This window comes from Beijerinckia indica subsp. indica ATCC 9039 (genome assembly GCF_000019845.1).
Lineage (GTDB): Bacteria > Pseudomonadota > Alphaproteobacteria > Rhizobiales > Beijerinckiaceae > Beijerinckia > Beijerinckia indica.
The window spans coordinates 2,414,177-2,440,464 of the sequence record NC_010581.1 but is presented as its reverse complement, the minus strand read 5'-3'; the positions used below and the strand labels follow the sequence as shown (position 1 = coordinate 2,440,464).

The 26,288-nt window shown below is 55.0% G+C and carries 22 protein-coding genes and 3 tRNA genes; 17 read left to right on the top strand and 8 right to left on the bottom strand.

Going from position 1 to position 26,288, the window contains the following annotated elements; all coding sequences use genetic code 11:
• The first annotated feature begins 3 nt into the window (after positions 1-3).
• On the top strand, positions 4-759 hold the full coding sequence (gene arsH / locus BIND_RS10810; protein WP_012385112.1) for an arsenical resistance protein ArsH: 756 nt from the start codon (positions 4-6) through the stop codon (positions 757-759).
• 142 nt (positions 760-901) lie between these two features.
• Complete coding sequence (locus tag BIND_RS10805) at positions 902-1,357, top strand: DUF2267 domain-containing protein (protein WP_012385111.1); 456 nt, start codon at positions 902-904, stop codon at positions 1,355-1,357.
• Between the two features lie 169 nt (positions 1,358-1,526).
• On the opposite strand, the gene BIND_RS10800 is transcribed toward BIND_RS10805, so the two are convergent.
• Positions 1,527-1,602, bottom strand: a tRNA-Asn gene (locus BIND_RS10800).
• Between the two features lie 208 nt (positions 1,603-1,810).
• Between BIND_RS10800 and BIND_RS10795 the strand changes: the two genes are divergently transcribed.
• From BIND_RS10795 to BIND_RS10775, 5 genes are all read left to right on the top strand, one after another.
• Positions 1,811-1,884: transfer RNA gene (locus BIND_RS10795), tRNA-Cys, on the top strand.
• A gap of 186 nt (positions 1,885-2,070) precedes the next feature.
• Entirely contained in the window at positions 2,071-2,244 is a 174-nt protein-coding gene (locus BIND_RS21635) for a hypothetical protein (protein WP_012385110.1), read from the top strand.
• A gap of 504 nt (positions 2,245-2,748) precedes the next feature.
• Positions 2,749-3,159 carry a coiled-coil domain-containing protein gene (locus BIND_RS10790; RefSeq protein ID WP_041778049.1) on the top strand — a complete coding sequence of 137 codons (411 nt, stop codon included), beginning with the start codon at positions 2,749-2,751 and terminating at the stop codon, positions 3,157-3,159.
• Between the two features lie 276 nt (positions 3,160-3,435).
• Entirely contained in the window at positions 3,436-5,772 is a 2,337-nt protein-coding gene (locus tag BIND_RS21315) for an SGNH/GDSL hydrolase family protein (RefSeq protein WP_148210614.1), read from the top strand.
• A gap of 147 nt (positions 5,773-5,919) precedes the next feature.
• Positions 5,920-8,166 carry an SGNH/GDSL hydrolase family protein gene (locus BIND_RS10775; protein ID WP_012385107.1) on the top strand — a complete coding sequence of 749 codons (2,247 nt, stop codon included), beginning with the start codon at positions 5,920-5,922 and terminating at the stop codon, positions 8,164-8,166.
• A gap of 296 nt (positions 8,167-8,462) precedes the next feature.
• On the opposite strand, the gene BIND_RS10770 is transcribed toward BIND_RS10775, so the two are convergent.
• A complete protein-coding gene (locus tag BIND_RS10770) occupies positions 8,463-8,864 on the bottom strand; it encodes a hypothetical protein (RefSeq protein ID WP_012385106.1) in 402 nt (133 codons plus the stop codon).
• A gap of 481 nt (positions 8,865-9,345) precedes the next feature.
• Between BIND_RS10770 and BIND_RS10765 the strand changes: the two genes are divergently transcribed.
• The 7 genes from BIND_RS10765 to BIND_RS22185 all read left to right on the top strand — a co-directional run bounded on the left by BIND_RS10765 (position 9,346) and on the right by BIND_RS22185 (position 17,894).
• The gene (locus BIND_RS10765) at positions 9,346-9,735 is read left to right on the top strand and encodes a DUF3597 domain-containing protein (protein ID WP_012385105.1); all 390 of its coding nucleotides are present in this window, start codon (positions 9,346-9,348) and stop codon (positions 9,733-9,735) included.
• Positions 9,736-10,860: 1,125 nt separating this feature from the next.
• A complete protein-coding gene (locus BIND_RS10755; protein ID WP_012385103.1) occupies positions 10,861-12,195 on the top strand; it encodes an MFS transporter in 1,335 nt (444 codons plus the stop codon).
• A 140-nt stretch (positions 12,196-12,335) separates the two neighbouring features.
• Entirely contained in the window at positions 12,336-14,801 is a 2,466-nt protein-coding gene (glyS, locus tag BIND_RS10750; protein WP_012385102.1) for a glycine--tRNA ligase subunit beta, read from the top strand.
• 128 nt (positions 14,802-14,929) lie between these two features.
• Positions 14,930-15,739 carry a type I 3-dehydroquinate dehydratase gene (gene aroD, locus BIND_RS10745; RefSeq protein WP_202944748.1) on the top strand — a complete coding sequence of 270 codons (810 nt, stop codon included), beginning with the start codon at positions 14,930-14,932 and terminating at the stop codon, positions 15,737-15,739.
• A 168-nt stretch (positions 15,740-15,907) separates the two neighbouring features.
• Complete coding sequence (locus BIND_RS10740) at positions 15,908-16,960, top strand: acyltransferase family protein (protein WP_012385100.1); 1,053 nt, start codon at positions 15,908-15,910, stop codon at positions 16,958-16,960.
• A 173-nt stretch (positions 16,961-17,133) separates the two neighbouring features.
• Entirely contained in the window at positions 17,134-17,655 is a 522-nt protein-coding gene (locus BIND_RS10735; RefSeq protein ID WP_012385099.1) for a Cache 3/Cache 2 fusion domain-containing protein, read from the top strand.
• Between the two features lie 107 nt (positions 17,656-17,762).
• Positions 17,763-17,894: a hypothetical protein gene (locus BIND_RS22185; protein WP_012385098.1), complete on the top strand. Its 132-nt coding sequence runs from the start codon at positions 17,763-17,765 to the stop codon at positions 17,892-17,894.
• A 311-nt stretch (positions 17,895-18,205) separates the two neighbouring features.
• Here the strand turns inward: BIND_RS22185 and BIND_RS10725 are convergent.
• From BIND_RS10725 to BIND_RS10710, 4 genes are all read right to left on the bottom strand, one after another.
• A tRNA-Gln gene (locus tag BIND_RS10725) sits at positions 18,206-18,280 on the bottom strand.
• A 162-nt stretch (positions 18,281-18,442) separates the two neighbouring features.
• Positions 18,443-19,582, bottom strand: a complete 1,140-nt coding sequence (locus BIND_RS10720; RefSeq protein ID WP_012385097.1) for an L-dopachrome tautomerase-related protein — start codon at positions 19,580-19,582, stop codon at positions 18,443-18,445.
• A 29-nt stretch (positions 19,583-19,611) separates the two neighbouring features.
• Positions 19,612-20,136 carry a GlcG/HbpS family heme-binding protein gene (locus BIND_RS10715; RefSeq protein WP_012385096.1) on the bottom strand — a complete coding sequence of 175 codons (525 nt, stop codon included), beginning with the start codon at positions 20,134-20,136 and terminating at the stop codon, positions 19,612-19,614.
• A gap of 32 nt (positions 20,137-20,168) precedes the next feature.
• Positions 20,169-21,392 (bottom strand): MFS transporter, encoded by a 1,224-nt coding sequence (locus tag BIND_RS10710; protein WP_012385095.1) that lies wholly within the window; start codon positions 21,390-21,392, stop codon positions 20,169-20,171.
• Between the two features lie 291 nt (positions 21,393-21,683).
• Between BIND_RS10710 and ada the strand changes: the two genes are divergently transcribed.
• Positions 21,684-22,784 (top strand): bifunctional DNA-binding transcriptional regulator/O6-methylguanine-DNA methyltransferase Ada, encoded by a 1,101-nt coding sequence (gene ada, locus BIND_RS10705; RefSeq protein WP_012385094.1) that lies wholly within the window; start codon positions 21,684-21,686, stop codon positions 22,782-22,784.
• A 241-nt stretch (positions 22,785-23,025) separates the two neighbouring features.
• Complete coding sequence (locus tag BIND_RS21310; RefSeq protein WP_148210612.1) at positions 23,026-23,265, top strand: hypothetical protein; 240 nt, start codon at positions 23,026-23,028, stop codon at positions 23,263-23,265.
• A 156-nt stretch (positions 23,266-23,421) separates the two neighbouring features.
• Here BIND_RS21310 and BIND_RS10695 read toward each other — a convergent pair whose 3' ends face one another.
• Both BIND_RS10695 and BIND_RS10690 read right to left on the bottom strand, forming a co-directional pair.
• A complete protein-coding gene (locus BIND_RS10695) occupies positions 23,422-24,315 on the bottom strand; it encodes a pirin family protein (protein WP_012385092.1) in 894 nt (297 codons plus the stop codon).
• 38 nt (positions 24,316-24,353) lie between these two features.
• Entirely contained in the window at positions 24,354-24,995 is a 642-nt protein-coding gene (locus BIND_RS10690) for a TetR/AcrR family transcriptional regulator (protein WP_012385091.1), read from the bottom strand.
• A 146-nt stretch (positions 24,996-25,141) separates the two neighbouring features.
• Between BIND_RS10690 and BIND_RS10685 the strand changes: the two genes are divergently transcribed.
• On the top strand, positions 25,142-26,284 hold the full coding sequence (locus BIND_RS10685; protein WP_012385090.1) for an ABC transporter permease: 1,143 nt from the start codon (positions 25,142-25,144) through the stop codon (positions 26,282-26,284).
• Positions 26,285-26,288: the final 4 nt, after the last annotated feature.

Sequence of the window (26,288 nt, the reverse complement as noted above, 5' to 3'; positions counted from 1 at the left end):
TAAATGAGACTGCGCGAACTCCCCGATGCAACCCATCTCCCAGCGCTTGATCCTCGCTATGTTATCAAAAGGCCGGGGCAGGGGCTTGGACCCGATCAGCCGCCACCTCGTATTCTTTTGCTCTACGGTTCTCTTAGGCCGCGCTCCTACTCGCGCCTGGCGGTCGAGGAAGCCGCGCGGCTGTTGCAATTGTTCGGTGCCGAAACGCGCATTTTCGATCCGTTCGATCTGCCTTTTCCCGATCAGATTCCCGATGACAATCATCCCGCGATCATGGAATTGCGCGAACATTCTCTGTGGTCCGAGGGGCAGGTCTGGTGCAGCCCCGAGCGGCATGGCCAGATTACTGGCTTGATGAAGGCGCAAATCGATCATCTTCCACTCGCGATGAAAGGCATGCGGCCAACACAGGGACGCACGCTGGCTGTCATGCAGGTCTCCGGGGGATCGCAAAGTTTTAACGCTGTTAACACGTTGCGTCTCATGGGCCGTTGGATGCGGATGTTCACTATTCCCAATCAATCGAGCATTGCCAAAGCCTATCAGGAATTTGACGAAGCGGGCCGGATGAGGCCTTCGAGTTTTTACGATCGGATCGTTGACGTTATGGAGGAATTGATCCGTTTCACGCTTCTCGCGCGTCCGTATACAGATCAACTCGTGGATCGCTATTCTGAGCGCAAGGAGGCGGGTCACCCAGCGAGAAACCTGGCTGATCCAGCCGCTCCGGTCGTGGCGGTTCCAAGCAAAAGCACGTAGGGACTTTTGCCTAAGAGATCGAACGATGCGGGCTTTGATTCGAAAGAGTTCGAGTCGCCGTAGCCAATGATCGCGCAATGGGAAGTGGAACAGATCAGCGTTCGATCCGTTTGCTTACCAAACTCTAAAAAGGGAGAAACCCATGAGCGCGACTGGCCTCGAAGTTTTCGATAAGACGCTCCAGACGACAAACACGTGGCTTGATGAAATCGAAGCGACGATCGGTCCGGATCGGAAAGTTGCTTGGAAGGTCCTTTCCATCGTGCTTCATAAGCTACGCGATAGGCTGCCTGTGGAGCTTTCGGCCCATCTCGGCGCAGAATTGCCGCTTCTCGTCCGTGGCGTTTATTATGACCAGTTCCAGCCGGCCAAACAGCCTACGGATTATAATTTGGATGAATTTATAGTCGAGGTCTCGAAATGGCTCTCGGACATCCGGCCGCTCGATGCCAAAGAAGCTATCCGGGCCGTTTTCATGGTTCTGTCGCGACATTTATCGCCTGGCCAAATCGCCAATGTGCAGGATGCCTTGCCTCATGATCTGCGCGGGTTCTGGCTTGCAGCCGAGGAATATATCATTCCGCCCTTGGGAGCGTGAGGAAGTCAACGGCAAGGACGACCAGAGACTTTGCGATAGGATTTGAGAAGGATTCGGCTCCTGAGCGCCAGTCTCAGGCGACGCTCCTGGAGCCGTACAATCTTCGACACCACTGCAAGACCGGCTATGAACACGGCAAATACTTGAATTTATGGGAATATTCGAGAATTGGCTCCCTGAGCAGGACTCGAACCTGCGACCGATCGATTAACAGTCGATTGCTCTACCGGCTGAGCTATCAGGGATCGTTGCCGAAGCGATGGAGGGCCATATAGCAAGCTTGATCGCACTTTGCAAAGGCCTAATCGAAATTTGGGTTGGACAAAATTGAGAATGGATTTTCTTATCGTCCTTCCTTGCAGGATGGCCGCATCCTTTGCTATAGGCACCAAGCGGGGTGCAAAACCATCCCCCGCACCGCAGCCGATTTGAAGCGGCGCAGCGGCTGATCGAGGCCTCGTGGCGGAGTGGTTACGCAGAGGACTGCAAATCCTTGCACCCCGGTTCGATTCCGGGCGAGGCCTCCATCGCATAAACACCCATTTGATATTATTGGGATTTTTCTTTTTTTTTGTCCAACTTTTTATCAAACCTGTCTTGTGGTTGGACACTTAACGCTCTTGTAAAGCGTGGGCTTTAAACCTGTGTGACGAGCCAAAGAGCGCTGCCACGTGCATTTCGGAATATGCCTCTTTAAATCGGCATGAGATGACATGCTCTGGGTGCGCCGGAAGAGTTTTGACGAATCGAATCTCCAAAAATTTCCGATCCTGGCGCCGAATAGTCGCGATTTCCCTATTGGTCCGAATGAAAGCACAGCCGTTGTGCCGCACGGGAAGCTGGTGATTCGTGAGTTGATGCCCGAACAGCATCTCGATTCCGGGTGATTCCGGCGCCTTCTCGCATCAAGGGAATGCCTCCTCCGGACTCGATGGCGTGGGTTTTAAGTACATTTTTCCATTTAGCCGCGCCGATCAAAGATTGTGTCTGAGATTTCCACGCCATAATATTTTGATGCGTGCTGGAAACTCGTTTTGGATATGTATCCGCCAAAGAAAACATCTTTAGTCCTGGCCTCGTATCCTTGTGATTATCTGTTTATTTGGTGTGAGGCATATTCGGTTTCAGTTCTGCTGTCAGTCCCTTTCGGTCGAAGTGATGGTCACTTGACCGATAGTGTTATGTCATTCTGCTTCAAATGCTTTTTCGGGGCTCACTGGCGCAAGGAAGGTTTGAAAACATTTCCTGCTTCGGGGCGAGATTGACGCGCGTGGGTTGCTGCCTGCGGCTTGAGGCTTGGATCATCTTTCTGCTCGCATGGCTTCTGGCAGCCGTCCGTTGCGTCAGGTCAGGATCGATTCAACCTTTCGGCGGAAATGGGCAATCCCTAAATGTCCTTCCCCTATGAGGGTCACGAATGGAGCGTGATCCAGAGCTTTTTTTGTCGCACCTGTGATGCCGATCATCACGGCGACGTCGTCTTGGCTCAGCCACAAGAAATAAGGAGCAAATCGTTTATGTCCGATACGGGGGATTTTTGGCAGAAGACCGAAGCATGGCCTTTATGGACTGCTGTAGGCGGCATAGGGACCGCGATCGCGGCAATCATCGGCTGGGCGCGTAAGCAGTTGCATGAAGACAGTGGTCAAACCTTGAATCTCGTCACCGAACTGGTTGGATTGCTCAAGACCGCTAACGAAACCATTATCGACCTCAAGGCAAAGGTCGAAGAGCTTGAGCGAAAAGTCGATGAGCTTTCCGCGCGGCTTCACCAAGTGACGAGCGCGGATGCGGTGCTCTGAACTCAACGCCTGGACTGAACGGATCAATATCGAACTCAGTCGCCTTATGCATGCCGCGCAGGCACTCGAAAATGCCAATTTAGATATGCATCTTGCCGCAGCGCGCGGAGCGATCCTCTCGGCCCAGGCCGTTCTCTCTATAAATCCATGAAACCGAGCAACGCGCGACGCAACGCCGGAAATCCATGCTGCGCCTCGTGATCGATAATTAATGACTCCAGGTGGGGAAATAGTTTGACATATCAATATATATCGATGGTTCCACCGGGTGGCGGATTGAGTAATCAGATTACAATCAATGGGCGCGTCTATACATCGGATCCTCTGACACCCATTAACATCCCATCGTTTGATGCGCTGGTTGCAGAGGCAAATGGATGGATACGAATATCTGCTTTTACCGGAGCCAGTTCCAGCCTCAACGCCCCATCAACCACTGACTACAAAACGTTCTCGGGTTCCGGGCTGGCGCCAGGCTCAACCGTTACCGTTTACAAAAACAATGTTTCGGCGGGGACCGCGATAGTCGCCGTTGACGGGACTTGGTCGTTCACTTTTACCACAGCGCCTGCTGCGCAGTCCTCCATTACCTATTCTGGTGTGCCGGAAAGCCCCGCAATAACGATTCCTAACAGCGGTAATGGAACGTCAGGACCACTGGCTACTCTGTCACTATCGCCGCTCACGGGCTCGGCAGGCGTTGCCTATTCCGGCGCGATTGCCGGTGTCACCGCGGGGTCGACCATTGTTGCAGCCTCCAGCGACGGAACGGCGCTCATTGTCAATGGCACGAGCGTCACAGGCACGTTCCCGACCGGTGGCACTAAGTCTATCACGCTCACGGAAACTCTTGCTGGCGCGGCGAATAGCCCAAATCTGACTATCATCAGCTTGACGATCACCGCCGTCTCAGGCCCGACGCTGGTTCCCTTAACCGTTTCTCCGCTTACTATCACGGCTGGTAGCGTGTTCTCGGGTGCCGTGACTGGGAGCACCGCTGGTTCGACAATTTCTGCGACTTCCAGCGATGGTATTGCAGTTAATTCCTATAGTAACTCTCGTGTCACCGCAAACTTCCCGACCGCTGGTTCGAAAACGGTCACCATTACAGAAACTCTTGCTGGCGCGACCAATAGCCCCAAAGTTACGACGCAGACAATCAACGTCACCGCCAGTGGTGCACCCAACTCTTCCACACCTTTTACTCTCAGTCGTATCGTCAATGTTGCGGGTGGCGGTACGAGTCTTACGGCGCTGGGCCATTCGTGGACGGCAGTGAACATTTCTGGTGTAAGTAATGTTTACGCCAATACGCGCTATGCGAGAGGATATACCTGCGCTTTGATGCTTTATCTTGGATGGAACTACACACCTGTTCGCACTTATGCCGTCAGCGGTTATACCTTATCTCTGGATCTGGGCATTTATAATGGGAGTCGGACCACTGACGCGCCTGTGCTGAGGTATGGTGCGATCGGGTCGGATGGATGGAACCCTGACATCTTCCTTTTCGAAGGCGGCTCTAACGATATTTCCGGTGGCAGCACGTTTTCGCAAATGCAAACTGATGCCGCAGCGGCACAGAACTATGTCCTGGGCCTTGCTCAGAAGCCGCGTATGCCTCTGCTAGACATTATCCCGCGCAACAGCTTCTCAAATGATGCTGTAGCGCAAGCAACGAGAACTCAATATAATAGCTGGAGCAATACACGTAACGTCGCGGATGATTATGTACTTCCTTATGACGTGAGTTATATTTTCGAAGATCCGAGCAATCCGGGGCATATGCTTGCGAATGTTTCGGATGATGGCGTTCACCCGAACACGTGGTCAGGGTTCCTTTTCGCGAAAAAGGCTTTTGACAGTATGAGTGCGAAGGGCTGGCTTCCGGCTCCGATCGTGTTCCCTTATGCCAAAGATGCGGCATCCGATCCGACCAACCTTTTGCAACATGCGGTTTCCGATAATTCGGCCAACCAGCTTTTTTCCAATACAGCGGGTGCGGCGGTCAATCTGGCCGCAGGCTCCGTCGTGCCGAGCGGTTACACTCTCTCGGCTGATACCTCTTGGACAACTTCAGCCGGTGCGCAGCCGTCCTCCGCGCTCGTTTTGGATGATGGAGCAACTCTCAGAAAGAAGCTGGTTATCACGATTCCGAACGGAAACGCGCCTGGCTCGGTGGCGGCCGATGTCGGTAAAACATGGCTGACCTTGACGTCCTCAACCATTATTTCTTCCGCGCGGTCGCAGACCTTCAATGGTGGCGCGACGCCGATCGTTGCCGGAAATACCTATCGTGCCGGCATCAAGTTGAAAATTTCATGTCCCAATATTTTTATCAGCGGATTGACATTTCGTTGGGTTGTCGATGGTACCATTGTTAATCAGATCGCTTATGCTTCAAGCGGCTTCTCCAATGCGGGCGAAGTATTTCCACAAGGAGTATATGATCTTCTGACGGAAGCATTTACGGTTCCCGCATTTCTGTCGTCAATCCAGCTTTCTAGCCTGATTTTGACCCTTGCATCCGTACCTGGCTCAGCGACAGGTGGAACGATAGAAATATCAGCACCTTATATTAGGCCATACACGTTTCTTGCGGCTGCTCCGTAATCAAGAATATCGGTTTGGCTGGTTGCGCAGCCATGCCGATGTAATGGTAATGCAAATACATCTTATTTTTATCGTCGACGCAAAGCACTGTTATCAACCAGTAACAGGAGTGTGTTTGTGGACGGTAATTAAATATTGAGGTTAAGCATGGCTGACAATTCTATATTTGACACATATGTGAAGGATCATATTGCAGAATACGCAGAAAAAATTCTGCCCGCTCCCTTCACGGCGGATTACAAAACTTATTACGGGTCGGGAATGGCACCTGGCTCCGCAATTATCGTCTACAAAGACAACGTGCAATCTGGAACCACTACCGTCGCTGTCGATGGCACATGGTCGTATACATTTGCGTCGACTCCAGGCGCACAGTCTCAAGTCACATATTCTGGTGTTCCGAACAGTCCGGCGATTGCTGTCCCCGACAACATCTTGGGCCCGCTCGTGACTCTCTCCCTTTCTCCGCTCACGGGTACTGCGAGCTCGGCCTATATTGGCACCATCACTGGCCAAACACCTGGTTCGACCATCGTGGCAACCTCCAGTGATGGAACGCCGCTTGCCGTCAACGGCACGACTGTTTCTGGCCTGTTTACAACGGGTGGTACCAAGACAATTACGTTGAAGGAAACGCTCACCGGCGCTACGAATAGCCCAAATACGACGAGCATTAATCTGGCAATCAATGCCGTATCGTCGCTTGTCCCTCTCACGTTGTCTCCTCTTACTGTACAGGCAGGTGGCGTGTTCAGCGGAGTGATCACCGGCACGACTTCTGGCTCGACGGTTGACGCCGCTTCGACGGATGGCACCCTACTGACGATTAATGGAACCAACATCACGGGCACATTCAATGGTAATGGCGTCCCGACGATCAGCCTGACGGAGACGCTCGACGGGGCCACGAATACTCCGAATCTCTCCACGTCGGAGTTTATAGTCTCGAACAATACGTCTCAGGATCCAGCATTCAGTCTTGCGCGTACCATTCGCGTCGCGAATGGCGGCACGAGCCTCAGCGCAAATGGGTTTTCGTTTCAGACAATCACGATCCCGAATGTTTCCAATGTCTATGCCGATTCATATTACATGCGCGGCTATATGACCCCGCTCATGTCTCTCATGGGTTGGAACTATGAAAATTCCCGCGTCTGGGCTGTCGGCGGAAATACACTCGCTCAGGTTCTCGCCAATTACAACGCTACTGCGGTGACTACAGCCAATACCCGGTGGGGCGCGCTTGGATCGGGCGGCTGGTCGCCGGATATGTTCTTTGCTGAGGGCGGATCAAATGACCTTGGCAATAGTTTATCCAAGATGGAGACCGATGCTACGGCCGTTGACAATTATCTTCTCAGCCTTAACCCGGTTCCTCGCATTCTGAATGAGTCCATTTGGCCTCGCACGGGCCTGGGCAATCCGAGCATGACCTATCCGGAAAGGCTCCAATTCAATCAGTGGCGTGAACAGAAGAGCACAGTAAACCCGAAGCTGAAGTGCTACAATCTTGATGCATTGCTACAAGATCCCCTGAATCCTGGAAAAGCCAATCCCCCCTATACGTATGACGGTGTGCACCCGAATTCCAAGGGTGCAATTCGTGTCGCGAATGATATCTTCTCGAAGCTGTCATCGCTCAACATGCTTCCAGCGCCGGTCGTCCTTCCTCTCACCCTTGATGCGGCGGCCGATCCGACAAATCTGCTGCAGCACGAAGGTGCGGCTAATTCGGCGCGACAGCTTCTTGGCGGAACCTCAGGTGGTTTGACGAATTTTGCGGCGGGTAGCACGTTGTGCTCCGGCTTTAATGCTTCTGCGGATGCGAGCTGGGGAACGACAGACACTTTGGCGCTCCCGTCATTTGCTATGGAGGCGGATGGTACAAGCACCAATCTGAAGCGGATGGTGTTGACTGTACCAACGAGAACAGCGCCAGGAACGCTCGGCAACGGCTCCGCTGATGCGACGAAGGTATGGATGACAGTTGGCACGGGCGGTACGCTTATCTCTGCGGCGCGCGCTTCGAACTACGATGGAGCTGGAGCTAGCATTGTGGCCGGCAATCGCTATCGCGCAGGCTGTCGGCTTCAGATTATCAACGGCGTGAATCTGTTCCCCGTTGCTTTCTACTTCAAGTGGAAGGTGGATGGCACGGTGGTTACCCATTCATCGTGGGGTAATTCCAGTGTTTACGATTCAAACGACGTCTTCCCGGATGGGACCTATGATCTTCTATCGCCCATCTTCACGATCCCATCGTTTCAGACATCGATCGAATTGACTGGCGTCCAAGTCTTCCTGGGGTGTATTCCTGGTGCGCCCTGCGGTGGCACGATCAAGCTCAGCAAATGGTACATCCGTCCCTATCAATACCTCGCCTCTTGGCCGTAAGAAGGGATCTTCGGCGCGGCTCCAACAGCCGCACCGAGGACCGACATTGCGGAGCCATTTTGCGTAAGGCGATCGTTTGATCCCCCGGAACAGCTTCGCGATTGTCGGCGGAGCACGAACGATCCGAGGTAAGGGGAGGCGTCTTTTCGCAAATAGGTGCTTCGGGCTGTAAGCTTTAGAAAAACCGTGCATGTAGCGAAAGAAGCCTTCGCTTTGTGATAGCACGGGCTGCAAATTAAAACGCGGGGCCGATCGATTGACGAAACGGACCCGCGTTTGGATGCCTCAGAGAGCGATTACTTTTTCAAGCCCCACTTATTGTCACGCAAACGGATTTTGCCGGCGCCGCGCAGACGCTGCAAGGCGACCGAAACCGTTTGCTTGCCGATGTCGCGATCAGCTCTGATGGCGCTTTCGATCTCTGCTCGCGGCATAGGGCCTTGCGCTTCCAGAATGCCCAGAATGGCTTGAGGCGTAGAACCTTCACGGCCGGCTGATTGTTGCCGCCGTTTTTTCCCAGACACGGACGCGGGAGCTGCAATGGTCGGGACCGCAATTTTTGGCTGACGGCCACGCCGCGCTCGTTCTGCCGGTACCCCGCCTTCGAGTTCTGTCAAAATAGCTTCCGCAACGCGGAGCTTGGCGATGCGTTGCTCGATGGCAGCGATCTCATCACGGATTTGGTCAATAGACTGCAATTTCGGTGTCCTGTTGTAAATGAACCGACATCCTCATCGGAAACGGTAACATATTTCTTCTCTTAAGATATTTGGAAAATAACAGTCAAACAATAAAATGGTTGCATCTGTTCGTTTTGTTCGAGAATTCATGCCACATGCACATTTTGCCGAACCCAGAGAGTGACATTGACCTCGAACATTGCCAGGAAATATAATCGACAATGCATTGCTTGAATGTTCTCGGTCGGTTAGTTTTCCTTTCATTGGCAAAGTTGCTAGTCAAAGAGCAGGTAAACAAGGTGAGCCGGGGATCCCAATGAAAAAGGAACTCTCGTGGCCTTTTGTCGTTATGGGACGGTGTAACTTGCATTAGGCAATGTTGTAGCCAACTCAAGGCCTGGATTAAGAACCCGTTATTCTTGAAATGACTATGCAATGTTCGAACTGTCGAGCGTCGATACATAGAGTTTTATTCGCATCTTCCTAAAGGAATAATACGATGAGCTTTTTTGGTTCGATAATGTCCAAGATCTTTGGGACACAGGAAGCCAAAGCCGAGACGACCGGGACCGAGCCGGCGGCGCCGACCCCCGAAGCCCCTGCAGCAGGAGCCCCGGCAGGAGGCACCACCGTTGATGTGGCTGCCGTTCTCGACAAATTGCTGCAGGACAAACAGGAGAGGCTCGATTGGAAACATTCCATCGTCGATCTTCTGAAGTTGCTCGATCTGGACAGCAGCCTCACAGCCCGTAAGGAATTGGCTGATGAGCTTCATTATGAAGGCGACAAAAGTGACTCGGCGAGCATGAATATCTGGCTTCACAAAGAAGTCATGAAGAAGCTTGCGGCGAATGGTGGACGTGTTCCCGATGATTTGAAGGCTGCTTGAGCTTCGGATCAAGTTCACAAGCGAAACAAAAACAGGCGCGCCATTTGGCGCGCCTGTTGCTTTATAGCTGAGTTTGCTCAGTCGCGCGTCGTCGAGTATGACGCGGCATGAATGCTGATTGCTCTAAACGCATTCGCCGTTTGTTTACCCGCCTTTGACAGCTCAATCAGAATGCCGCTGAAATGTCCGTGGCTTGTGCTGAGAAGCGTAGACGCCTCTTATCACTCTATGCCCTTTTTCGATTTGAAGATCGCGCCGGCGATCTCAATTTTCATGGAGGGGCCATGAGGGATTAGCCACTACGGCTCCGTTCGAAGAAATCTGACGGCCTGTCGGCTCCGGAATCGAAGCTGTGGTTGTCTGGTGATGCGCACGAAAGATTGCTTCCTTCGAACACGCATAGAGAACGCTGTAAGGTGTCGCGCTCGCCGCATCCGCGCGTCGTATGCAATCCATCCGATCGTTCTGGATGAGCTGGTGCCACAAATGTGAAGTGATGGCTTCCAGCCGCGTCTGGTGACGGAGGCAAGTCGTGTGCGCGGCCGTATTCTTCTGCCAAGCCTGTCCGCAACGGTTTGCCAGATCATAACGTGGGAAATCAGTGTCGACATTTTTCGCCATCTGAATATCGGCTCCACCCAGAATGGTGTGGCCATCGACGGCTCCCGCTAAATTGGGAATGCAAACAAATAAAAGAGATAGCTTTTTGAGCATTAGTGCAAATCCGGACTTAGAAATTAATATTTTGAAAAGAAGTAGGCATGGGGAAGTTTTACGTCAATAAGTTGTTGAGGGAATAAGTTAATATTAATTATTAACTGCTCATGAACAGCAGATGAACATGATAAATATTTAATATAGTTGTATATTTATATTTACAAAATATATTTGTTATTGTTGTTCGGAAAAGGAAGGTGCCACGAAATCATGCTGACTGCTTTTTAAAGATCTATCGTGTTGGACATGGCTCAAGGTGAATGTCTGATGCTCGGGTGGGCTCGACCAATCGCAAGCGATGACACCTCGCCTCGGATGACTTAAGCGACCGACCTGGACAGGTAAGGATGAAAGATCCAGAGTTGCTTTCTGCCGGCAAGGAGACAGGGCTGGGCATGGGGAGGAAACATGGTCGAGGTCACGCGGGATTATCACTTCTCACCGGCGGCTGATCCTTATGATCGCGCGGATGTACGACGGCGCACGAAAGCCATTTTGATCGGTTCTGTTGGCAACCTGATAGAATGGTATGATGTCTACGCCTATTCGGCTTTTGCGCTTTATTTCGGCGGTGCCTTTTTCCCGAGTGCCAATCTGGTTGCGCAGCAATTGGCGGCGGCCTCCTTGTTTGCCGCGGCTTTTCTCATGCGTCCCATCGGCAGCCTGTTGTTTGGCTATTTAGCCGATCGTTATGGGCGGCGCATGGCGCTGACCTTTTCTATTCTTCTCATGTGTTTCGGTTCCTTGCTGATTGCCGTGGCCCCGACTTATTCGACAATTGGCATCGGGGCACCGATCTTGTTGGCCTTCGCTCGCATTCTGCAGGGGCTCAGCCAAGGCGGCGAATATGGCACAAGCGCCACTTATCTGGCGGAAGTTTCGCATCCGGCGCGGCGCGGTTTTTATTCGGGCATCTGGTACACGACCTTAATTGGCGGCCAGCTCGCTGCGATCATCGTTCTGCTGATCTTGCAAAAATTGGTGCTCACGCCGGAGCAGCTTTATGCCTTTGGTTGGCGTATTCCGTTTTTTATCGGCGCCGCTCTCGCGCTTTATTGTTTCTTCATGCGTCGTGACCTGCACGAGACCGATTTGTTCAAGAAATCGCAGGCGCTGGCCGAGAAAGTCGGCACCTGGACGACCCTGCGCCGCAATTGGAAGACGATCCTTTATGTCATTGGCTTCACGGCGGGAGGCACCTCGGCCTTTTACACCTACACGACCTATATGCAGAAATTCGTCAAATTGTCCGTGGGGCTCACCGAGGACGAGACGACGCTGATCATTTTCGGCTCATCGACGCTCGCCGTTGCTCTTCAGCCGCTTTATGGCGCCTTGTCTGACAAGATCGGTCGTAAGCCCATGTTGCTTGCCTTCGGTATCATGGGGACTTTGTTCACCTATCCGTTGCTCACGACGCTGCAGACGACGAAAAGCCCGCTCGTGGCCTTCCTGTTGATCTGCGCTGGCTGGGGCATCATCACGCCCTATACGTCGACGGCGGTCATTGTGAAGGCGGAGCTTTTTCCGACCTCCATCCGGGCGATTGGTGTCGGTTTTCCCTATGCCATTGCGGCTGCGGTCTTCGGCGGCACGATTGACAGCGTGGCCTTGTCTTTCAAGAACCAAGGCCATGAAGAATGGTTCTTCCTCTATGCGACAGCCTGTATTTTCATGTCGCTGATCTTTTATTGCTTCCTGCCGGATCTGAAGAAAAAATCCCGGATGGATGAGGCGGTTTAGCGTCTATATCGGGGTCGGTTTATGAGCGTCGGGCAATAAAGGATGCTTTCACCCTGGCCTCGATGCGTCTATGACGGAGGTGGCCCGGTGCTCTCGCCCGGGTCACGCCTCATCCCGCTTCCAGCCAAGATAAATCCGCAATGCCCGATCTTCTGCTTGAACTTTTCTCCGAGGAAATCCCCGCTCGAATGCAGGCGCAGGCCGCCGAGGATTTGAAGCGGCTGGTGACCGGGGCTTTGAGCGAACAGGGATTGAGTTTCGAAGGTGCGGCGAGCTTTGCCACACCGCGGCGCCTGGCGCTGCATGTCGCGGGCCTGCCCATCCGCCAAGCCGATGTGCGGGAGGAAAAGAAAGGCCCCAAAGTCGGCGCGCCGGAAGCCGCGCTCCAAGGCTTTTTGAAAAGCGCTGGCCTCGCCTCACTTGATCAGGCCATTGTTCAGAAAGACGCCAAGAAAGGCGATTTCTATGTCGCGGTCATCGAGCGTGCAGGCCGTCCCGCACTCGATGTCCTGGCCGATATTTTGCCGGCCGTTATCAAAAGCTTTCCCTGGCCTAAATCCATGCGCTGGGGCAGGGCCTCGGCGCGCTCCGATGCCTTGCGCTGGGTGCGGCCTTTGCATGCGATCCTCGCGACCTTTGGTCCCGAAACGGAAGAGCCGGATGTCGTGCCCTTTTCCGTCGAAGGGATCGAAGCGGGTCAGACGACCTTCGGCCATCGCTTCCTGGCGCCCGAGCCCATCAAAATCCGCCGTTTCGACGATTATCTGCCGGCCCTTGAAAAGGCCAAGGTGGTGCTCGATGCTGAGCGGAGGCGCGACATCATCTTGCATGACGCGCGTGATCTCAGCTTCGCGCAAGGCCTGGATCTTATAGAAGACAAGGCTTTGTTGGAGGAGGTGGCGGGGCTTGTCGAATGGCCGGTGGTCCTTTTGGCGGAATTCGATCCGCAATTTCTTGAAATCCCGCCGGAGGTTATCCGCGCGACGATTCGCGCCAATCAGAAATGTTTCGTGTTGAGGGATCCGGTCAGCGGCCGTCTCGCCCATAAATTCCTGCTCGTCGCAAATATCGAGGCGAGCGATGGCGGCAAGGCGATTGTCGCGGGTAATGCACGCGTCGTGCGCGCCCGCCTGTCTGATGCCAAATTTTTCTGGGAGACGGATCTGCAAACACGGCTCGAGGCGCGGCTACCCAAGCTCGAGACCATCGTGTTTCATGAAAAGCTCGGCACGCAGGGCGAACGCGTACAGCGCTTGGTCTTGAACGCGCGTGATCTCAGCCCGATCGTTGGCGCGGATCAGGCCGAGGCGGCGCGGGCGGCGGAACTCGCCAAAACCGATCTTGTCTCGGAGATGGTTGGTGAATTTCCCGAATTGCAAGGCTTAATGGGCCGCTATTATGCGCAAAAGCAGGGGGAAAGCTCCAATGTCGCGGCGGCGATTGAGGAGCATTACAAGCCGCAAGGGCCGAACGATCTCGTGCCGAACGCGCCAGTGTCCATTGCTGTAGCCCTTGCTGACAAGCTCGACAGCCTCGTGGGCTTTTTCGCCATTGACGAGCGCCCGAGCGGCAGCAAGGATCCCTATGCTTTGCGCCGCGCGGCGCTCGGTGTGATCGCGCTCATTCTTGAAAACAAGCTGCGCCTGCCGCTGCGTCGCCAATTGGAAAATGTTTTTGTGCATCTGGTCCGGGTCAGCGAGGCGGTTCCAGCCTTTAACTTGCTGACCCTTCGTGATGATCGAGATGCCGATGCGGGCGAACTTGCCAGACTGGCGCAAGGCGGCCTTTGGGCTTGGGAATTCGCGCGCGAGCCGGCTAAAAGCGCTCATGCCGTCGCATCACGCTATCTGGAGGCTCGTTTCGCCGGTGAAGGTGAAGAGCGAGAAGAGGATATGGCGTCGTTCGCTGCCCTCCACGACATCGTCAAACCTTATGAGCGGCTGCGCGAAATCTGGCTCGCTTCGGGTCAGGCGGGGGCAGAGGATCCAGATTTCATCGACATGCGGCAGGCCTTTTTGGCCGCTCGGGAGGATCTCATCGGGCAGCTCATCGCCTTTTTCGGCGATCGTCTCAAAGTTTATCTGCGCGAGCGTGGTGCGCGCTATGATCTGATTGACGCGGTTTTTGCCTTGCCGGGCCAGGATGATCTGCTCCTCATTGTCGCGCGCGTCGAGGCCTTGGCGAGTTTTCTTGATACAGAGGAAGGCAAGAATCTGCTCGCCGGTTACAGGCGCGCGGCCAATATTTTGAAGGCTGAGGAAAAGAAAGATGGCGTTGGTGCTTTTAATGCGCCAGCCGATCCCGGCCTGTTACGCGAGGGACAAGAACGCGCCCTTTGGGAAAGAATCCGGCTGATGCGGGAAGAAGCCGAAACCCATTTGTACAAAGCAGAGGAAGAAATCGGTCGGAAAACTTTTGAAGGCCCGACTCCCTTCGAAAAAGCCATGGAAAATTTGGCCTCTTTGCGCGCGCCGGTCGATGCCTTTTTCGATCATGTGACAGTGAATGCGAGCGAGCCGGAACTTCGCGTGAACCGTCTGCAATTGCTGAATGAACTTCGGCAGGCGGTGCATCGCATCGCGGATTTTTCCAAGATTGCGGGATAGAGCCTTAGCCAAAAAGGTCTCCAGCATCGCAGATGCTGGAGACACCGAAGCCCGTATCAATCTCCTTCATCGGCGAGCATTGCATCCCTTCGCGTCGAATTGTCCTTTGTTGCAAGGAGACGCGATTGTTGTCGAATGTTGCCGGTCTGCTTGAATGGAAAGCCGAAATGCGCGTGGTGAGCGTCAAAGATGTTGTGATCGGAGCGGGGCGACCCAAGATCATCGTGCCCATCACGGCCAAGACTTTCAAGGATGCATTGACGTCCGCCACGCGGCTCTCAGAAGAAAAGACGCTGGACCTCATCGAATTGCGGGTGGATTATCTTGAGAATGCGCTCGATGCTCGCGGTGTCGCGGGCCTCTTGCGGGAAGCAGCGAAAATCCAAAATGCCAAGCCGATGATTGTGACTTTCCGAACCAAGGCGGAAGGTGGCATGACAGCGCTCGACGGATCGAGCTATGTGGATTTTTACAAGACAATCCTCCAGGAGGGCCGGCCCGATCTGATCGATGTGGAAGTCATGCGCGGTGATGAGATCGTGCGTGAAGTAATCGATGCTGCCCATGGTGTGGGGGTCGGTGTTATTCTTTCCAATCACGATTTCAATGGGACAGCGCCGGCAGAGGAACTGGTCGCGCGTATGCGATCCATGCAGGATTTAGGGGCGGATATCGTCAAGATCGCCACAATGCCTAAAGACGCGGGCGATGTTCTGCAGCTTCTCAATGCGACATGGCTCATGCACAGCCGATATGCCGAATGTCCCTTGATCACGATGGCCATGGCGGGGCAGGGGGTGGTCTCCCGACTTTCGGGGGAAGTTTTCGGCTCGGCGGCGACATTCGGAATGGTCGGTGAGGCCTCTGCTCCCGGCCAAGTCCAGCTTCATGAACTACGGCCGGTTCTGGATCTCATTCATGCCGCGCTCGGGCGTTAAGTTTGAAAGGATAGCCTTTCAGGCTAAATATGCCGGATTCCAGAGCATATAAATTTAAGATCCCTTTCATCAAAGAAAGAGTATATTGAACCTCTTGTGGCTTGTAATCCAGGATTGAGATAAATCGGCCAAAAGTCTCTGATATTATATAATGCTTAAAGGGCCCTCATGTCGAACAAATCATATCGACCTCAACTTGATGGTGTCCGTGCATTTTGTATCATCTTTACTGTTTTTCATCATATTCAGAATGTGCCGTGGTTTATCAATGGCAGTGTCGGTGTTGACGTCTTTTTTTCTTTGAGCGGCTGGTTGATCACCTGGCTCTTGCTTCAGGAAAAGGAGCGTAATGGGTACGTCAATGTCGGCGCATTCTATATTCGTAGAATATGCCGTATCATGCCTATGTATTATCTCACCATTCTCATTTACGCGGTCCTCGCGCTGGCTGTCGCGGGGCATGATCCTGAGAAACTGGAGTCGTTCCGATTTGCGGCTCCCTATTTGCTGACGTTCAATAGTGAATATCGCCCGCCGGGAGGAGGTCCGATTTTCGCTCATGCCTGGACATTGGGGATCGAGGAAAAGTTCTATCTCGTCTGGCCCATGGCTGTCGTGTTCTTGCCGCGTCACCGTGCCGTGACCATGATCGTCTTAGCCTGCCTGCTGACTGTGGTTCTGAGCTTTGCCGTGAGCCTGGAGGATTTGATCCGCGGTTATTTCGGCCTTGGTTTTGGCACTGTGCTGGCCCTGACAGTGCGCCGCAATCAGCGCTTGATGGATTGGCTTCGCGTCGCCGCTCCGGCCTTTCCACTCTTCATCGCGCTGGTTACCGTCTATACGCTCTCTGTCTTATACCCTGTGCCCCTTTGGTGGAATCTGATGATCTCGGCTCTTTCCGGCCTGATGATCGCCAGTATCTGGTTCAATCAAACGCAAGCGGTCAGTACGTTCTTGAGATTGAAACCCCTCCCGTTCCTCGGCAGCCTGACCTATGTGATTTATCTCTTGCAGGCCTTGGCGATCAATGCCGCGTTGGTCCTGTTCCGCAAGTTCCATATTCCTGAACATTGGCTACTGGTTTTTGTGGCGAGTTATGCCTTGTCCATACTCTTGGGATATGCGGCGCATCGGCTCATCGAAGAACCGTTCATTCAGCTTGGCCGTCGACTCTCGAGAAAGGCCACAACCACTTCATCTGAATCGGCCATGGCCGGTTAGCGCCGGAGGCGACGGAGGCCGCATGGCGGCAGTCTTCACCTGAGCAATTGATTAGTATTTGAATTTTCATTGTTCATCTGGGGATTGGTAGTATACTGATCTGTGATCCCTCGAATGGTCAAAAGCTATTCATTGATAACGCAAACAAAAAAGGCGTGGCCAGGGAGGATAAAATGAATAGAGCCCGATTTCTTCACTTAGCCTGGACAGCAGGATTCCTCGTTGCAGCGTCGATGTTCATTCCGACGACAGGCTATAGCCAGACTGATACGAAAGTCGCCAAGGCCATGGCTGACCTGAAAGCGGCGACCAATAAACTCGGAACGCCGAAGCTGGAAGGAATGGACCCCGTCAGTGGCAAAAACGCTGCAGCCTTGTATTTCGGCAAAACCAAGGTCAACAACGATTTCAGCGTCGTCGACGCCGTCACCAGGGAGAACGGCGGAACGGCTACGCTGTTTGCGAAGACTGAGGACGAATACGTGCGCGTTTCGACCAATGTCCCTAAAGGCGACGGCCGCGCGACCGGAACGATCCTGGACCCGAAGGGCAAGGTCATCGTTCAGATCAACGCCGGCAAGCCTTTCTATGGTGACGTCGATATCCTCGGAACGATGTACTCGACAGGCTACGAGCCAATAAAAGACGCCTCCGGCAAAATTATCGGTATCTGGTATGTCGGGTATAAGAAATAGCCGGATTTGACACGTCTGGCGCCAGAAGTGGCGTTGCGACTGTTTGGGAGGGCGGCGCGTCCTTAACGCCTGATGCCCCAACTCTCCTGCTCGAATTTACGCCCGCCATGCGGATGCTGATCGAGGACGTCATCAAGGCGCTGATCCTGCTGCTGGACGAGATCGACGGCGACGCCGATCTGGAAGACAGCCCAGACGACGAGGATGGCGCCGATCGCGAGCCGGAAAACGGACTTTAGGACGACATCAGTTTGACACAAGTGTCGGCTATTTAGATCGCAATTCCAAGGCGCGCTCGGATGTACAGCCGCCAAGGAGCGGGCCCCGCACGGTGAAAACCGGTTGCGGGGTTTTTGTTGCGCGCAGGCCGCCGGATGTACGGCGGGCGTTTTTCATTAGCCCCTATCGATTCGTAGCCGGAACAAAGCGCGATTTCATGTCGCGGAATTGCCGCGCTTCTTTGAAAATCGTTGGAAATCGCCGCAACACGTTGAAACATGAAAATCGGCGTTTTCAGGCGCGAAAAGCGCAAAAAAGGTAATTAAAACAATGGCTGGGGCGGGAGGACTCGAACCTCCGAATGGCGGAATCAAAATCCGCTGCCTTACCACTTGGCTACGCCCCAATGCCTTTGCCGCGAAGCAGGCTGGCGGACCATAATGCGGGCTTTATCGCATCGCAACCGGCCCGTCGCTTTTATTCGTCATATTTTCAATCATTATTTGTTTGGATCCGACCAACAGGAATAAAGAGTTTCAAACCCAGGGTCGATGACGGGCTCCTTGAGCTATTGCCGGGGTTCCGGCGTCGGTGTGATCGGCACGCGAATCAGGAGGTAAGGTGGCTGGCGGAGGTCCTTGCCGCCGTTGAAACCGGGCAGCCGATTCCACTGACCCAATGTGCAATAGACATGGGTCTCCGTGGCGAAAATGCCGTCGGGCCAGACGATGCGCGGATCACGCGCCACGACTTCGATGCGCCCGTTCGGGTCGCGCCGGAGAATCGAATCATGTTCGCTCGCGGTAATATAGATGCGGTTCTGTTTGTCCGTGGCGAGGCCATCGGACATGCCCTTCTCGCCTTCATCGACGACGCCGGCGGCCAAAGCCTCGTCGCTTGCAGAGAAATCGGAAAGCAGCGCGGTCGCGATGCTGTAGAGCCTGCGGCTGGTCAGCGGCGCATAATAGAGACGTGTGCTGTCAGCACTGAGCGTAATGCCGTCCACGCCGCCGACGGGAAAAGTCGGATGCAAAGGATCGTAACGGAGCGGTTTGCCATCGAGAATGGTCAAGAAGCCCTGTTCCGGCCGTATCGAAGGATGGGTGGTGAGCACACGCCGCTGCCGTCCGGACGCGATATCGATGACAACGAGGCCGGGTTTAATCCCAAACGAGGAATCGGCGATATAGGCGGTGCCAGCCTCACCGTGAGTCAGATCGACGCGCAGATCGTTCATGTGGCTTTCCGGCAGCATGGCCGGAGATTTCAGGACGATGCTGGCGATAACCTGATCGGTCGCCGGATCGATGCCGACCACTTTGGCGGCGCCGGGTGCGATGGGCTCGCCGGCGATTTTACCATCGTCAATGACCCACAGCCGTCCTTGGGTGTCGGTCGTCATGCCATGGACGGAAACGAGCCTGGCCGACGGCTTGGCCTCGGAGGGAAGGCTCATCGCCGCATTGGGGTAGGGAATGAGCTTTCCGTCCCGTAATTCGGCGAGTGTTGCCTTGTTGTGATTGTCCGCATGCCGGGGAAAACCGATGAAGAGGCGACCATCGGGCGTCAGGGCGACGCCGGAAGGGCCGGGATCGCGGAATTGCGCGACGATTTCAAAGGAGCCGACAGGCACATTATCGCCCGAGACCGTGTTGGCGAGGCTCTTTTCCGACCCCACCGAGAAGAAAGCGATGCCGGCGGAGGTCACGAGGGAGCTTTGCAGGAATTGACGGCGGTTTATTGGAATTCTCCCTGGAGTTCTGCCACGGCGTCCTTGGCACAGGCCTCATCCTTATCGCCGCCCGGAGCGCCAGAGACGCCGAGGCCGCCGATCACGCGATGATCAGCCTTGCGCAAGGTGACGCCGCCCGGGACGAACAGCACTTCCGGTATCGTGTTCAGCGCGCCATTTTCAGGCCCGGCGAGCTTGGCATTGATGAGTTCACTGGTGGTATTTTTGTCAAAAGCCTGACCGTAGGAAAAGGCGGTATAGGCTTTGCGGTAGGAGACGGAAAGGGATTGCAGCGGCACTGTATCGCCTTTGACCACGGCTTGTTGATGACCGGAAGGATCAACGACCGCAGCCGTCACCGAATAGCCTTGCGCGGCGCAGATCCGCACCGCTTCCGAGGCGAGTTTCGTGGCTGTCTCCCAATCGAGCTTTTGCGAGGAGACGAGATGGCTTCCGGCCGCTAGGGCGCCAGGCGTGGCAAGGCCCGAAAGGATAAGCGCAAAAGCACTCTGCCGCATAAGCACGCGCATGATGTTCTCCATGTCTACCGCGATGTAATCGATCAAGCTTCCCGCGCCAATGGCTCCAAGGGCTCGGAATCGGACCGGCCGAGCCAGAGGGAGAGACCGAAAACGGCAAGCCCACCCAGGGCCAGGAGCGCGCCGACCCAGCCGGTTGATGTCCAGCCCAACCCTGCCGCAATGGCGAGGCCGCCGAGCCAGGCGCCCAAAGCATTGGCGATATTGAAGGCGGAATGGTTGAGGGCGGCGGCCAGGGTCTGCGCCTCGGCCGCCACATCCATCAAGCGGGTTTGCAATGCCGGAACGAGCGCGAAATTGGTGCCGACGAAGAGAACGCTGAGAAGGGCGGCGAAAGGATAAGGCGCGGTAAAAGTGAAAAGCATCAAAACAAATGCGTTCCAGATCAATAGACCGCCAATCGTCGGCAGAAGCGCCCAATCCGAAAGCCGCGAGCCGATAATATTGCCGAGAATCATGCCGATGCCGAAGACGCAGAGCACGAAGGGAATGATGGCCGCGGGCATGCCGGTGACGTTGATCAAAATGGGCGCGATATAGCTGAAGACGGTGAACATGCCGCCAAAGCCGATCGCGCCGACGCCGAGCGTCAGCCAGACCTCGCGATTGCGCAAGGCGCCGAGTTCGCGCAAGGGGCTTGCCTCTTTATCGGGTTGGTCGGCCGGGACAAATCGATAGATCAAGGCGACCGTAAGCGCGCCGATCAGTCCGACCGTCACAAAGGCCGCGCGCCAGCCGACGCTCTGGCCGAACCAGGTGGCGAGCGGCGTTCCGAACAGGGTCGCGATGGTGAGGCCAAGCATGACCCGGCCGACCGCGCGGGCTCGTTTATCGGGGCCGGCCATCATGGCCGCGACGAGCGAGGCGACGCCGAAATAGGCCCCATGCGGCAGGCCGCTGAAGAAACGCAAGGCGAGCAGAGTGCCGAAACTCGGAGCCAGCGCGCTTGCAAGATTGCCCAGCGCGAACAGGCCCATCAAAAAGAGCAACAAGACACGCCGTGACAGGCGCGCGGCAATCACCGTGATGATCGGCGCGCCGACCACGACGCCAAGCGCATAAGAGCTGATGACATGACCGGCCTCGGGGACCGAAACTGCATAATCTTCGGCGACATTCGGCAACAGGCCCATGATCGCGAATTCACCCGTGCCGATGCCGAAACCGCCAACAGCCAAAGCGAATTCGGTCCAGCGGACGGTGGTTTCGGAAAATGGGGATGCTTGTCCGGAAGCGGCGAGAGACATAGGAAAATCAGTCCAATGCAAGGAGCGCTCGGCGATGCGTCCAGCTTTTGGTCTCGCCTGTCGCGGGGGATCGCCTGAGTCAGGCGTAGGCTTTGCCGATTATTGAGCATGAGCCGCGGGCAAATCCGAAATCACATTTCGGGGAAATGGCTCGAAATCCATAAGGTGCTGTTTAATGAGTGTTTTTCAGCGCGTCTTTGGCGTGATTTCGTCGATTCGACAGCAAGAATCGGAGTGCGCCGCAATCTTGTCCTCGCTATGGAGAATGATCTGGAAAAGAGGAGCAGGATCATGCGTCAGCATGCTCTTCCAAGGGGTACACAGCCCGCCGTCCCGATCGAGGATGATCCGCGTTGGATAGCCGTTGTCGATCGCGATTCTCGTTTTGACGGCACCTTCGTCTATTCCGTGAAAACGACAGGTATTTATTGCCGGCCGTCCTGCCCCTCACGTCTGGCGAAGCCAGGCAATATCCGTTTTCATGCTCATTGCGCGGCCGCGGAAAAAGCAGGGTTTCGGCCGTGCCTCAGGTGCCGTCCACATGAGGCGTCGCTCGCGCACGATCATGCCGATCTGATCGTTGCGGCCTGCCGCCGGATTGAAACGGCGCAGAAGCAACTGAGCCTGGATCAATTGGCGAAGGCCGCCGGCCTGAGCCCGTTTCATTTTCACCGATTGTTCAAATCGATCACCGGCCTGAGCCCGAAAGCCTATGGCGCTGCCCATCGCATGAACAAGATCCACAAAGCGCTCAGTGCGGGTGAGGAAAGTGTGACGGCAACGATCTACGCCTCTGGATATCAGTCATCGAGCCGTTTCTATGCCACCTCAAAGGAGATGTTGGGGATGACCGCGACTGCATTCCGAGAAGGAGGCAACTTGGCCGAAATCCGCTTCGCGCTAGGTGAAACCTCGCTCGGCTCCCTTCTTGTGGCCTGTAGCGCGCAAGGCGTTTGTGCCATTTTCCTTGGCGATGATCCGGAGGCGCTCGTCCATGAATTGCAGGGGCGGTTTCCGAAAGCGCATCTCATCGGCGGTGACGAAGGTTTCGAGGCTCTGGTCGCCAAGGTCGTCGGTTTCGTCGAAACGCCCGCACGCGGCCTCGATCTGCCGCTGGATATTCGTGGTACGGCGTTTCAGCACAAGGTCTGGCAGGCCTTGTGTGAAGTTCCTTTCGGAGAGACTGCCAGCTACACTGACATCGCCCGGCGGATTGGCGCGCCCAAGGCCGTCCGCGCCGTGGCGCAAGCCTGCGCTGCTAACAAGATCGCCGTGGCTATCCCCTGTCATCGTATTTTGCGTACTGACGGAAGCTTGTCTGGCTATCGCTGGGGCGTCGAGCGCAAGCGCGCCTTGCTTTTGAAGGAGGGCGCTACGAAGAATTCGAACTGAAGGGCTTCGTTAGGATACCATCACTTTGAATAAGCGATTGATACGAGAGTATTCAATTTACGGTCCTCTGATCAGAACCAATTTGAGCGAAATCGACAACGAATCCTCAACGGTCTTAGATTATATTTTTGCCTATCTGAATGACTCAGACTGGCTCTGGCCACACGTAGACATCGTCCGTGTTCGCCGCGCTAACGCCATGATGGCGACCGCTCCCTCGACACGAAAAAGGTTCAGCCACATGTCAATATCTTCGATTGGTTCTGCCGTCGCCACACAGGTGGCTCAAAAGGCGCCGGCCGTTTCGCAGAGCGCGCGTGCGGCCGATGGGGATTATTTAACGCCAGGTGCTGGGCGTTCCACGGTCAAAGACAATGACGGCGATTACAAAGCGACCCCTGTCAAGGTCTCGACATCGCCTCAGGCAGCACCTTCGAGCTCAACACAAGCGGCTTTGTCCAGCCTCAAACTCGGTGGTTGAGGACAACGGAACCAGTAGATCGCTGCGCCAGCCTATCGGCGCAGCGACTACACATTATGATAAACAGACTAAATCGCGGTCGTTCTCCCTGCTATTGTATCCGCTACGCCGATGGCGGTTTGTCGTCTATCCCTGGGGCGCGAGCGCGAGAGCTGATCACGACATGGGATTAGGGGCGGGGGAGGGCTCTTCCGGCAGAGGAATGAATTCGTCATGGTCAAGGTCGGGCAGTTTCATGCGGCCGGCCCGCCAATCCGCTTTTGCCTGTTCGAGGCGAGCTTTCGAAGACGAAACGAAGTTCCAGAAAAGGAAACGCTCGCCGAGCGGTTCGCCACCGAGCCCCATCACCAGGGAGGGTTCCTCCGCTGTGAGTGAGGCAGCTGAGCCGGCGCTGAACAGGATCATTTCGCCCACTCCGAAACTGCGGCCCTCGATTGTGACCCGGCCCGCTGCGACATAGGCGGCGCGTTCGGAATATTCATCCGGCAAGGCGATCGTCGTGCCCTGAGCGAGGGTCCAATGGATATAGAAGAGAGGTGAAAGCGTCGCGACCTTCGCCTTGGCGCCAAAAGCCTCACCCGCGAGGAGACGCGCCGAAGTGCCATTCTCTTGCCAGACTGGCAGATCCGTGCCGGTATAATGATGAAATGAGGCGGAGATTTCCTCGCTTTCCTTCGGCAATGCGACCCAGGCCTGAAGCCCGTGGACATGATCGCCCTCGCGCCGGGCGCGTTCGAAACGCTCGCTATGGGTGACACCGCTTCCTGCCGTCATCCAATTGATCTCGGCGGGGTGGATGGCCTGCTCCGAGCCGACGCTGTCACGATGCATGATCTCGCCTGCAAAGAGATAGGTGACGGTGGAAAGGCCAATATGCGGATGCGGCCTGACGTCGACGGAACGGGGCAGGCCGGCCTGCATGTCGAGCGGTCCCAGATGATCGAAAAAGATGAAAGGTCCGACCATGCGCCTTTGTGCGAAGGGCAAGACACGGCCCACCTCGAAACCGCCGAGGCTGCGCCGACGCTGAGAAATGACCATTTCGATCATGATCGTTCTTCCTCCCATTTCCTTTGGTGGGAGATATTCTATTTCCGATTCCGATAAGCGGCCAGAAAAACACGGACAGCGATTCCAACCACATGATTAATCCGCGCTTCGGTCAGCGGCGTTCCGGTATTGAAGAGAAGGGGCCGAAAAATTGTGGCAAGGCAGGAATCCAGAAACTGCGCCGCCGCGACCTCGCAATCCTCGATCATTAGATTTCCAGCGGAGACCTCGCGTTCGAGATAGCGTTGCAGCATCGTTATGCCCAAAGAGGGCCCCGCTTCATAAAATTCTCTGCCGAGTTCCGGCATACGATCGGCGATGCTGATGACAGTACGCAGCGGTGACAGGAAGTCTTGACGGCACAGGAAGGTGACGAAACCTCGTCCAAGACGGGTGAGAACGGCTTCGATGTCATGGTCGTCGAGGTCGAGACAAAACACATGTTTAGCATGCTCCATGCAGGCTTCATGCGTCACTGTCTGGAACAATTGCTCTTTGCTCGTGAAATAAACATAGAGCGTGCCCTTCGACACCCCTGCCTTGCGCGCGATCTCGTTCATGCTGGCAGCGTCAAAACCTTGCGCCAGAAAAACCTCACGCGCTCCATCCAGAATCTGCCGCCGCTTGGCATTATCTTGCTCGTTGCGTGGAGAGGGGGCGGGCGCAATCGGAGCATCCACGATTTTTATCCTTTTTAGGATCTTTGAATGAACCGAACGGTTCGGTCAGTCTTGACATAAATATGGAAGACCCTTACGTCAATGTTTATGACCGAACGGTTCGGTCAAAATCTCGCTTGGATGAGAGCTTGGGCGAGGAGCTTGAGATGAACGCCGTCGCGCTCAGAATGTTGTTCGGCGATCGAGCCAAATATATCGGGCTCATCTTCGGCATCGCCTTTTCGACGATGCTGATGTCGAACCAGATCTCGATCTTCACCGGGCTGATGCTCCGCACGGCCAATCAGATCCTCGACGCGCGTGAACCCGATATCTGGGTCATGGATCCGCGCGTTGAATATATTGATGAAATCGAGCCGATGACCGACACGGAGCTTGGCCGTGTGCGCGGTGTCGATGGCGTCGATTGGGCCGTTCCCTTCTACAAAGGGTTGACCGTCGCGCATACACGCGATGGTCTCTTGCAACAGGTGATCCTGCTTGGTGTCGATGACGCAACCCTGATCGGTGTGACGCCGCGCATGGTTATGGGCTCGGTCGAAAATTTGAAGCAACAAGATGCGATGATCATGGACAGGGCCGGATTCCAGTTCATGTGGCCGGGCGAGAAGCCGGAACTTGGCAAGGTGATCGAACTCAATGATCATCGCGCTGTCATTGCTGCGATCAGTGATGCTGGGGCGCCTTTCACCACATTTCCGGTGGTCTATACGAAATATTCCAGCGCGATGAATTTCATCGGCCGCACGCGCAAGCAAATGTCCTTTATCCTGGTGCATGCCAAGTCGGGGGAGGATCATCAGGCTCTCGCCCGCAAGATCACCGCCGAGACTGGCCTTAAGGCATTGACGTGGCGGGATTTCACCTGGGCGACGGTCGGTTATTATCTCAAACGGACGGGCATTCCGGTCAATTTCGGCATTACCGTCGCGCTTGGCTTCATCATCGGCGCTGCTGTAGTCGGACAGACCTTCTATCTTTTCGTGATCGAAAATCTCCGCCAATTCGGCTCGCTCAAGGCCATGGGCGTGGCCAATGGGACGATCCTGCGCATGGTTCTCTTGCAGGCGATGGTTGTCGCCGGCATTGGCTATGCCATCGGTATTGGGCTCTGTGCTCTTTTCTTCCAAGTCACTTCACGCGTCTCGATTAACCTGCGTGGTTTCGAACTGCCGTGGCAGGTCGCGGCCGGAACGGCGGCGGCCGTTTTCGTGATCATCATCATCGCCAGTCTCGCCAGCGTCCGTAAGGTCATGGTCGTGGACCCGGCCATTGTCTTCAGGGGGTAGTCGG

What these genes read in the sequence shown, in the direction of transcription:
- arsH (WP_012385112.1), top strand. Translation starts at nt 4, where the DNA reads ATGAGACTGCGCGAACTCCCCGATGCAACCCATCTCCCAGCGCTTGAT.
- BIND_RS10805 (WP_012385111.1), top strand. Translation starts at nt 902, where the DNA reads ATGAGCGCGACTGGCCTCGAAGTTTTCGATAAGACGCTCCAGACGACA.
- BIND_RS21635 (WP_012385110.1), top strand. Translation starts at nt 2,071, where the DNA reads ATGCTCTGGGTGCGCCGGAAGAGTTTTGACGAATCGAATCTCCAAAAA.
- BIND_RS10790 (WP_041778049.1), top strand. Translation starts at nt 2,749, where the DNA reads ATGTCCTTCCCCTATGAGGGTCACGAATGGAGCGTGATCCAGAGCTTT.
- BIND_RS10775 (WP_012385107.1), top strand. Translation starts at nt 5,920, where the DNA reads ATGGCTGACAATTCTATATTTGACACATATGTGAAGGATCATATTGCA.
- BIND_RS10765 (WP_012385105.1), top strand. Translation starts at nt 9,346, where the DNA reads ATGAGCTTTTTTGGTTCGATAATGTCCAAGATCTTTGGGACACAGGAA.
- BIND_RS10755 (WP_012385103.1), top strand. Translation starts at nt 10,861, where the DNA reads ATGGTCGAGGTCACGCGGGATTATCACTTCTCACCGGCGGCTGATCCT.
- glyS (WP_012385102.1), top strand. Translation starts at nt 12,336, where the DNA reads ATGCCCGATCTTCTGCTTGAACTTTTCTCCGAGGAAATCCCCGCTCGA.
- BIND_RS10740 (WP_012385100.1), top strand. Translation starts at nt 15,908, where the DNA reads ATGTCGAACAAATCATATCGACCTCAACTTGATGGTGTCCGTGCATTT.
- BIND_RS10735 (WP_012385099.1), top strand. Translation starts at nt 17,134, where the DNA reads ATGAATAGAGCCCGATTTCTTCACTTAGCCTGGACAGCAGGATTCCTC.
- BIND_RS22185 (WP_012385098.1), top strand. Translation starts at nt 17,763, where the DNA reads ATGCGGATGCTGATCGAGGACGTCATCAAGGCGCTGATCCTGCTGCTG.
- BIND_RS10715 (WP_012385096.1), bottom strand. Translation starts at nt 20,136, where the DNA reads ATGCGCGTGCTTATGCGGCAGAGTGCTTTTGCGCTTATCCTTTCGGGC.
- BIND_RS10710 (WP_012385095.1), bottom strand. Translation starts at nt 21,392, where the DNA reads ATGTCTCTCGCCGCTTCCGGACAAGCATCCCCATTTTCCGAAACCACC.
- ada (WP_012385094.1), top strand. Translation starts at nt 21,684, where the DNA reads ATGCGTCAGCATGCTCTTCCAAGGGGTACACAGCCCGCCGTCCCGATC.
- BIND_RS21310 (WP_148210612.1), top strand. Translation starts at nt 23,026, where the DNA reads ATGTCAATATCTTCGATTGGTTCTGCCGTCGCCACACAGGTGGCTCAA.
- BIND_RS10695 (WP_012385092.1), bottom strand. Translation starts at nt 24,315, where the DNA reads ATGATCGAAATGGTCATTTCTCAGCGTCGGCGCAGCCTCGGCGGTTTC.
- BIND_RS10685 (WP_012385090.1), top strand. Translation starts at nt 25,142, where the DNA reads ATGAACGCCGTCGCGCTCAGAATGTTGTTCGGCGATCGAGCCAAATAT.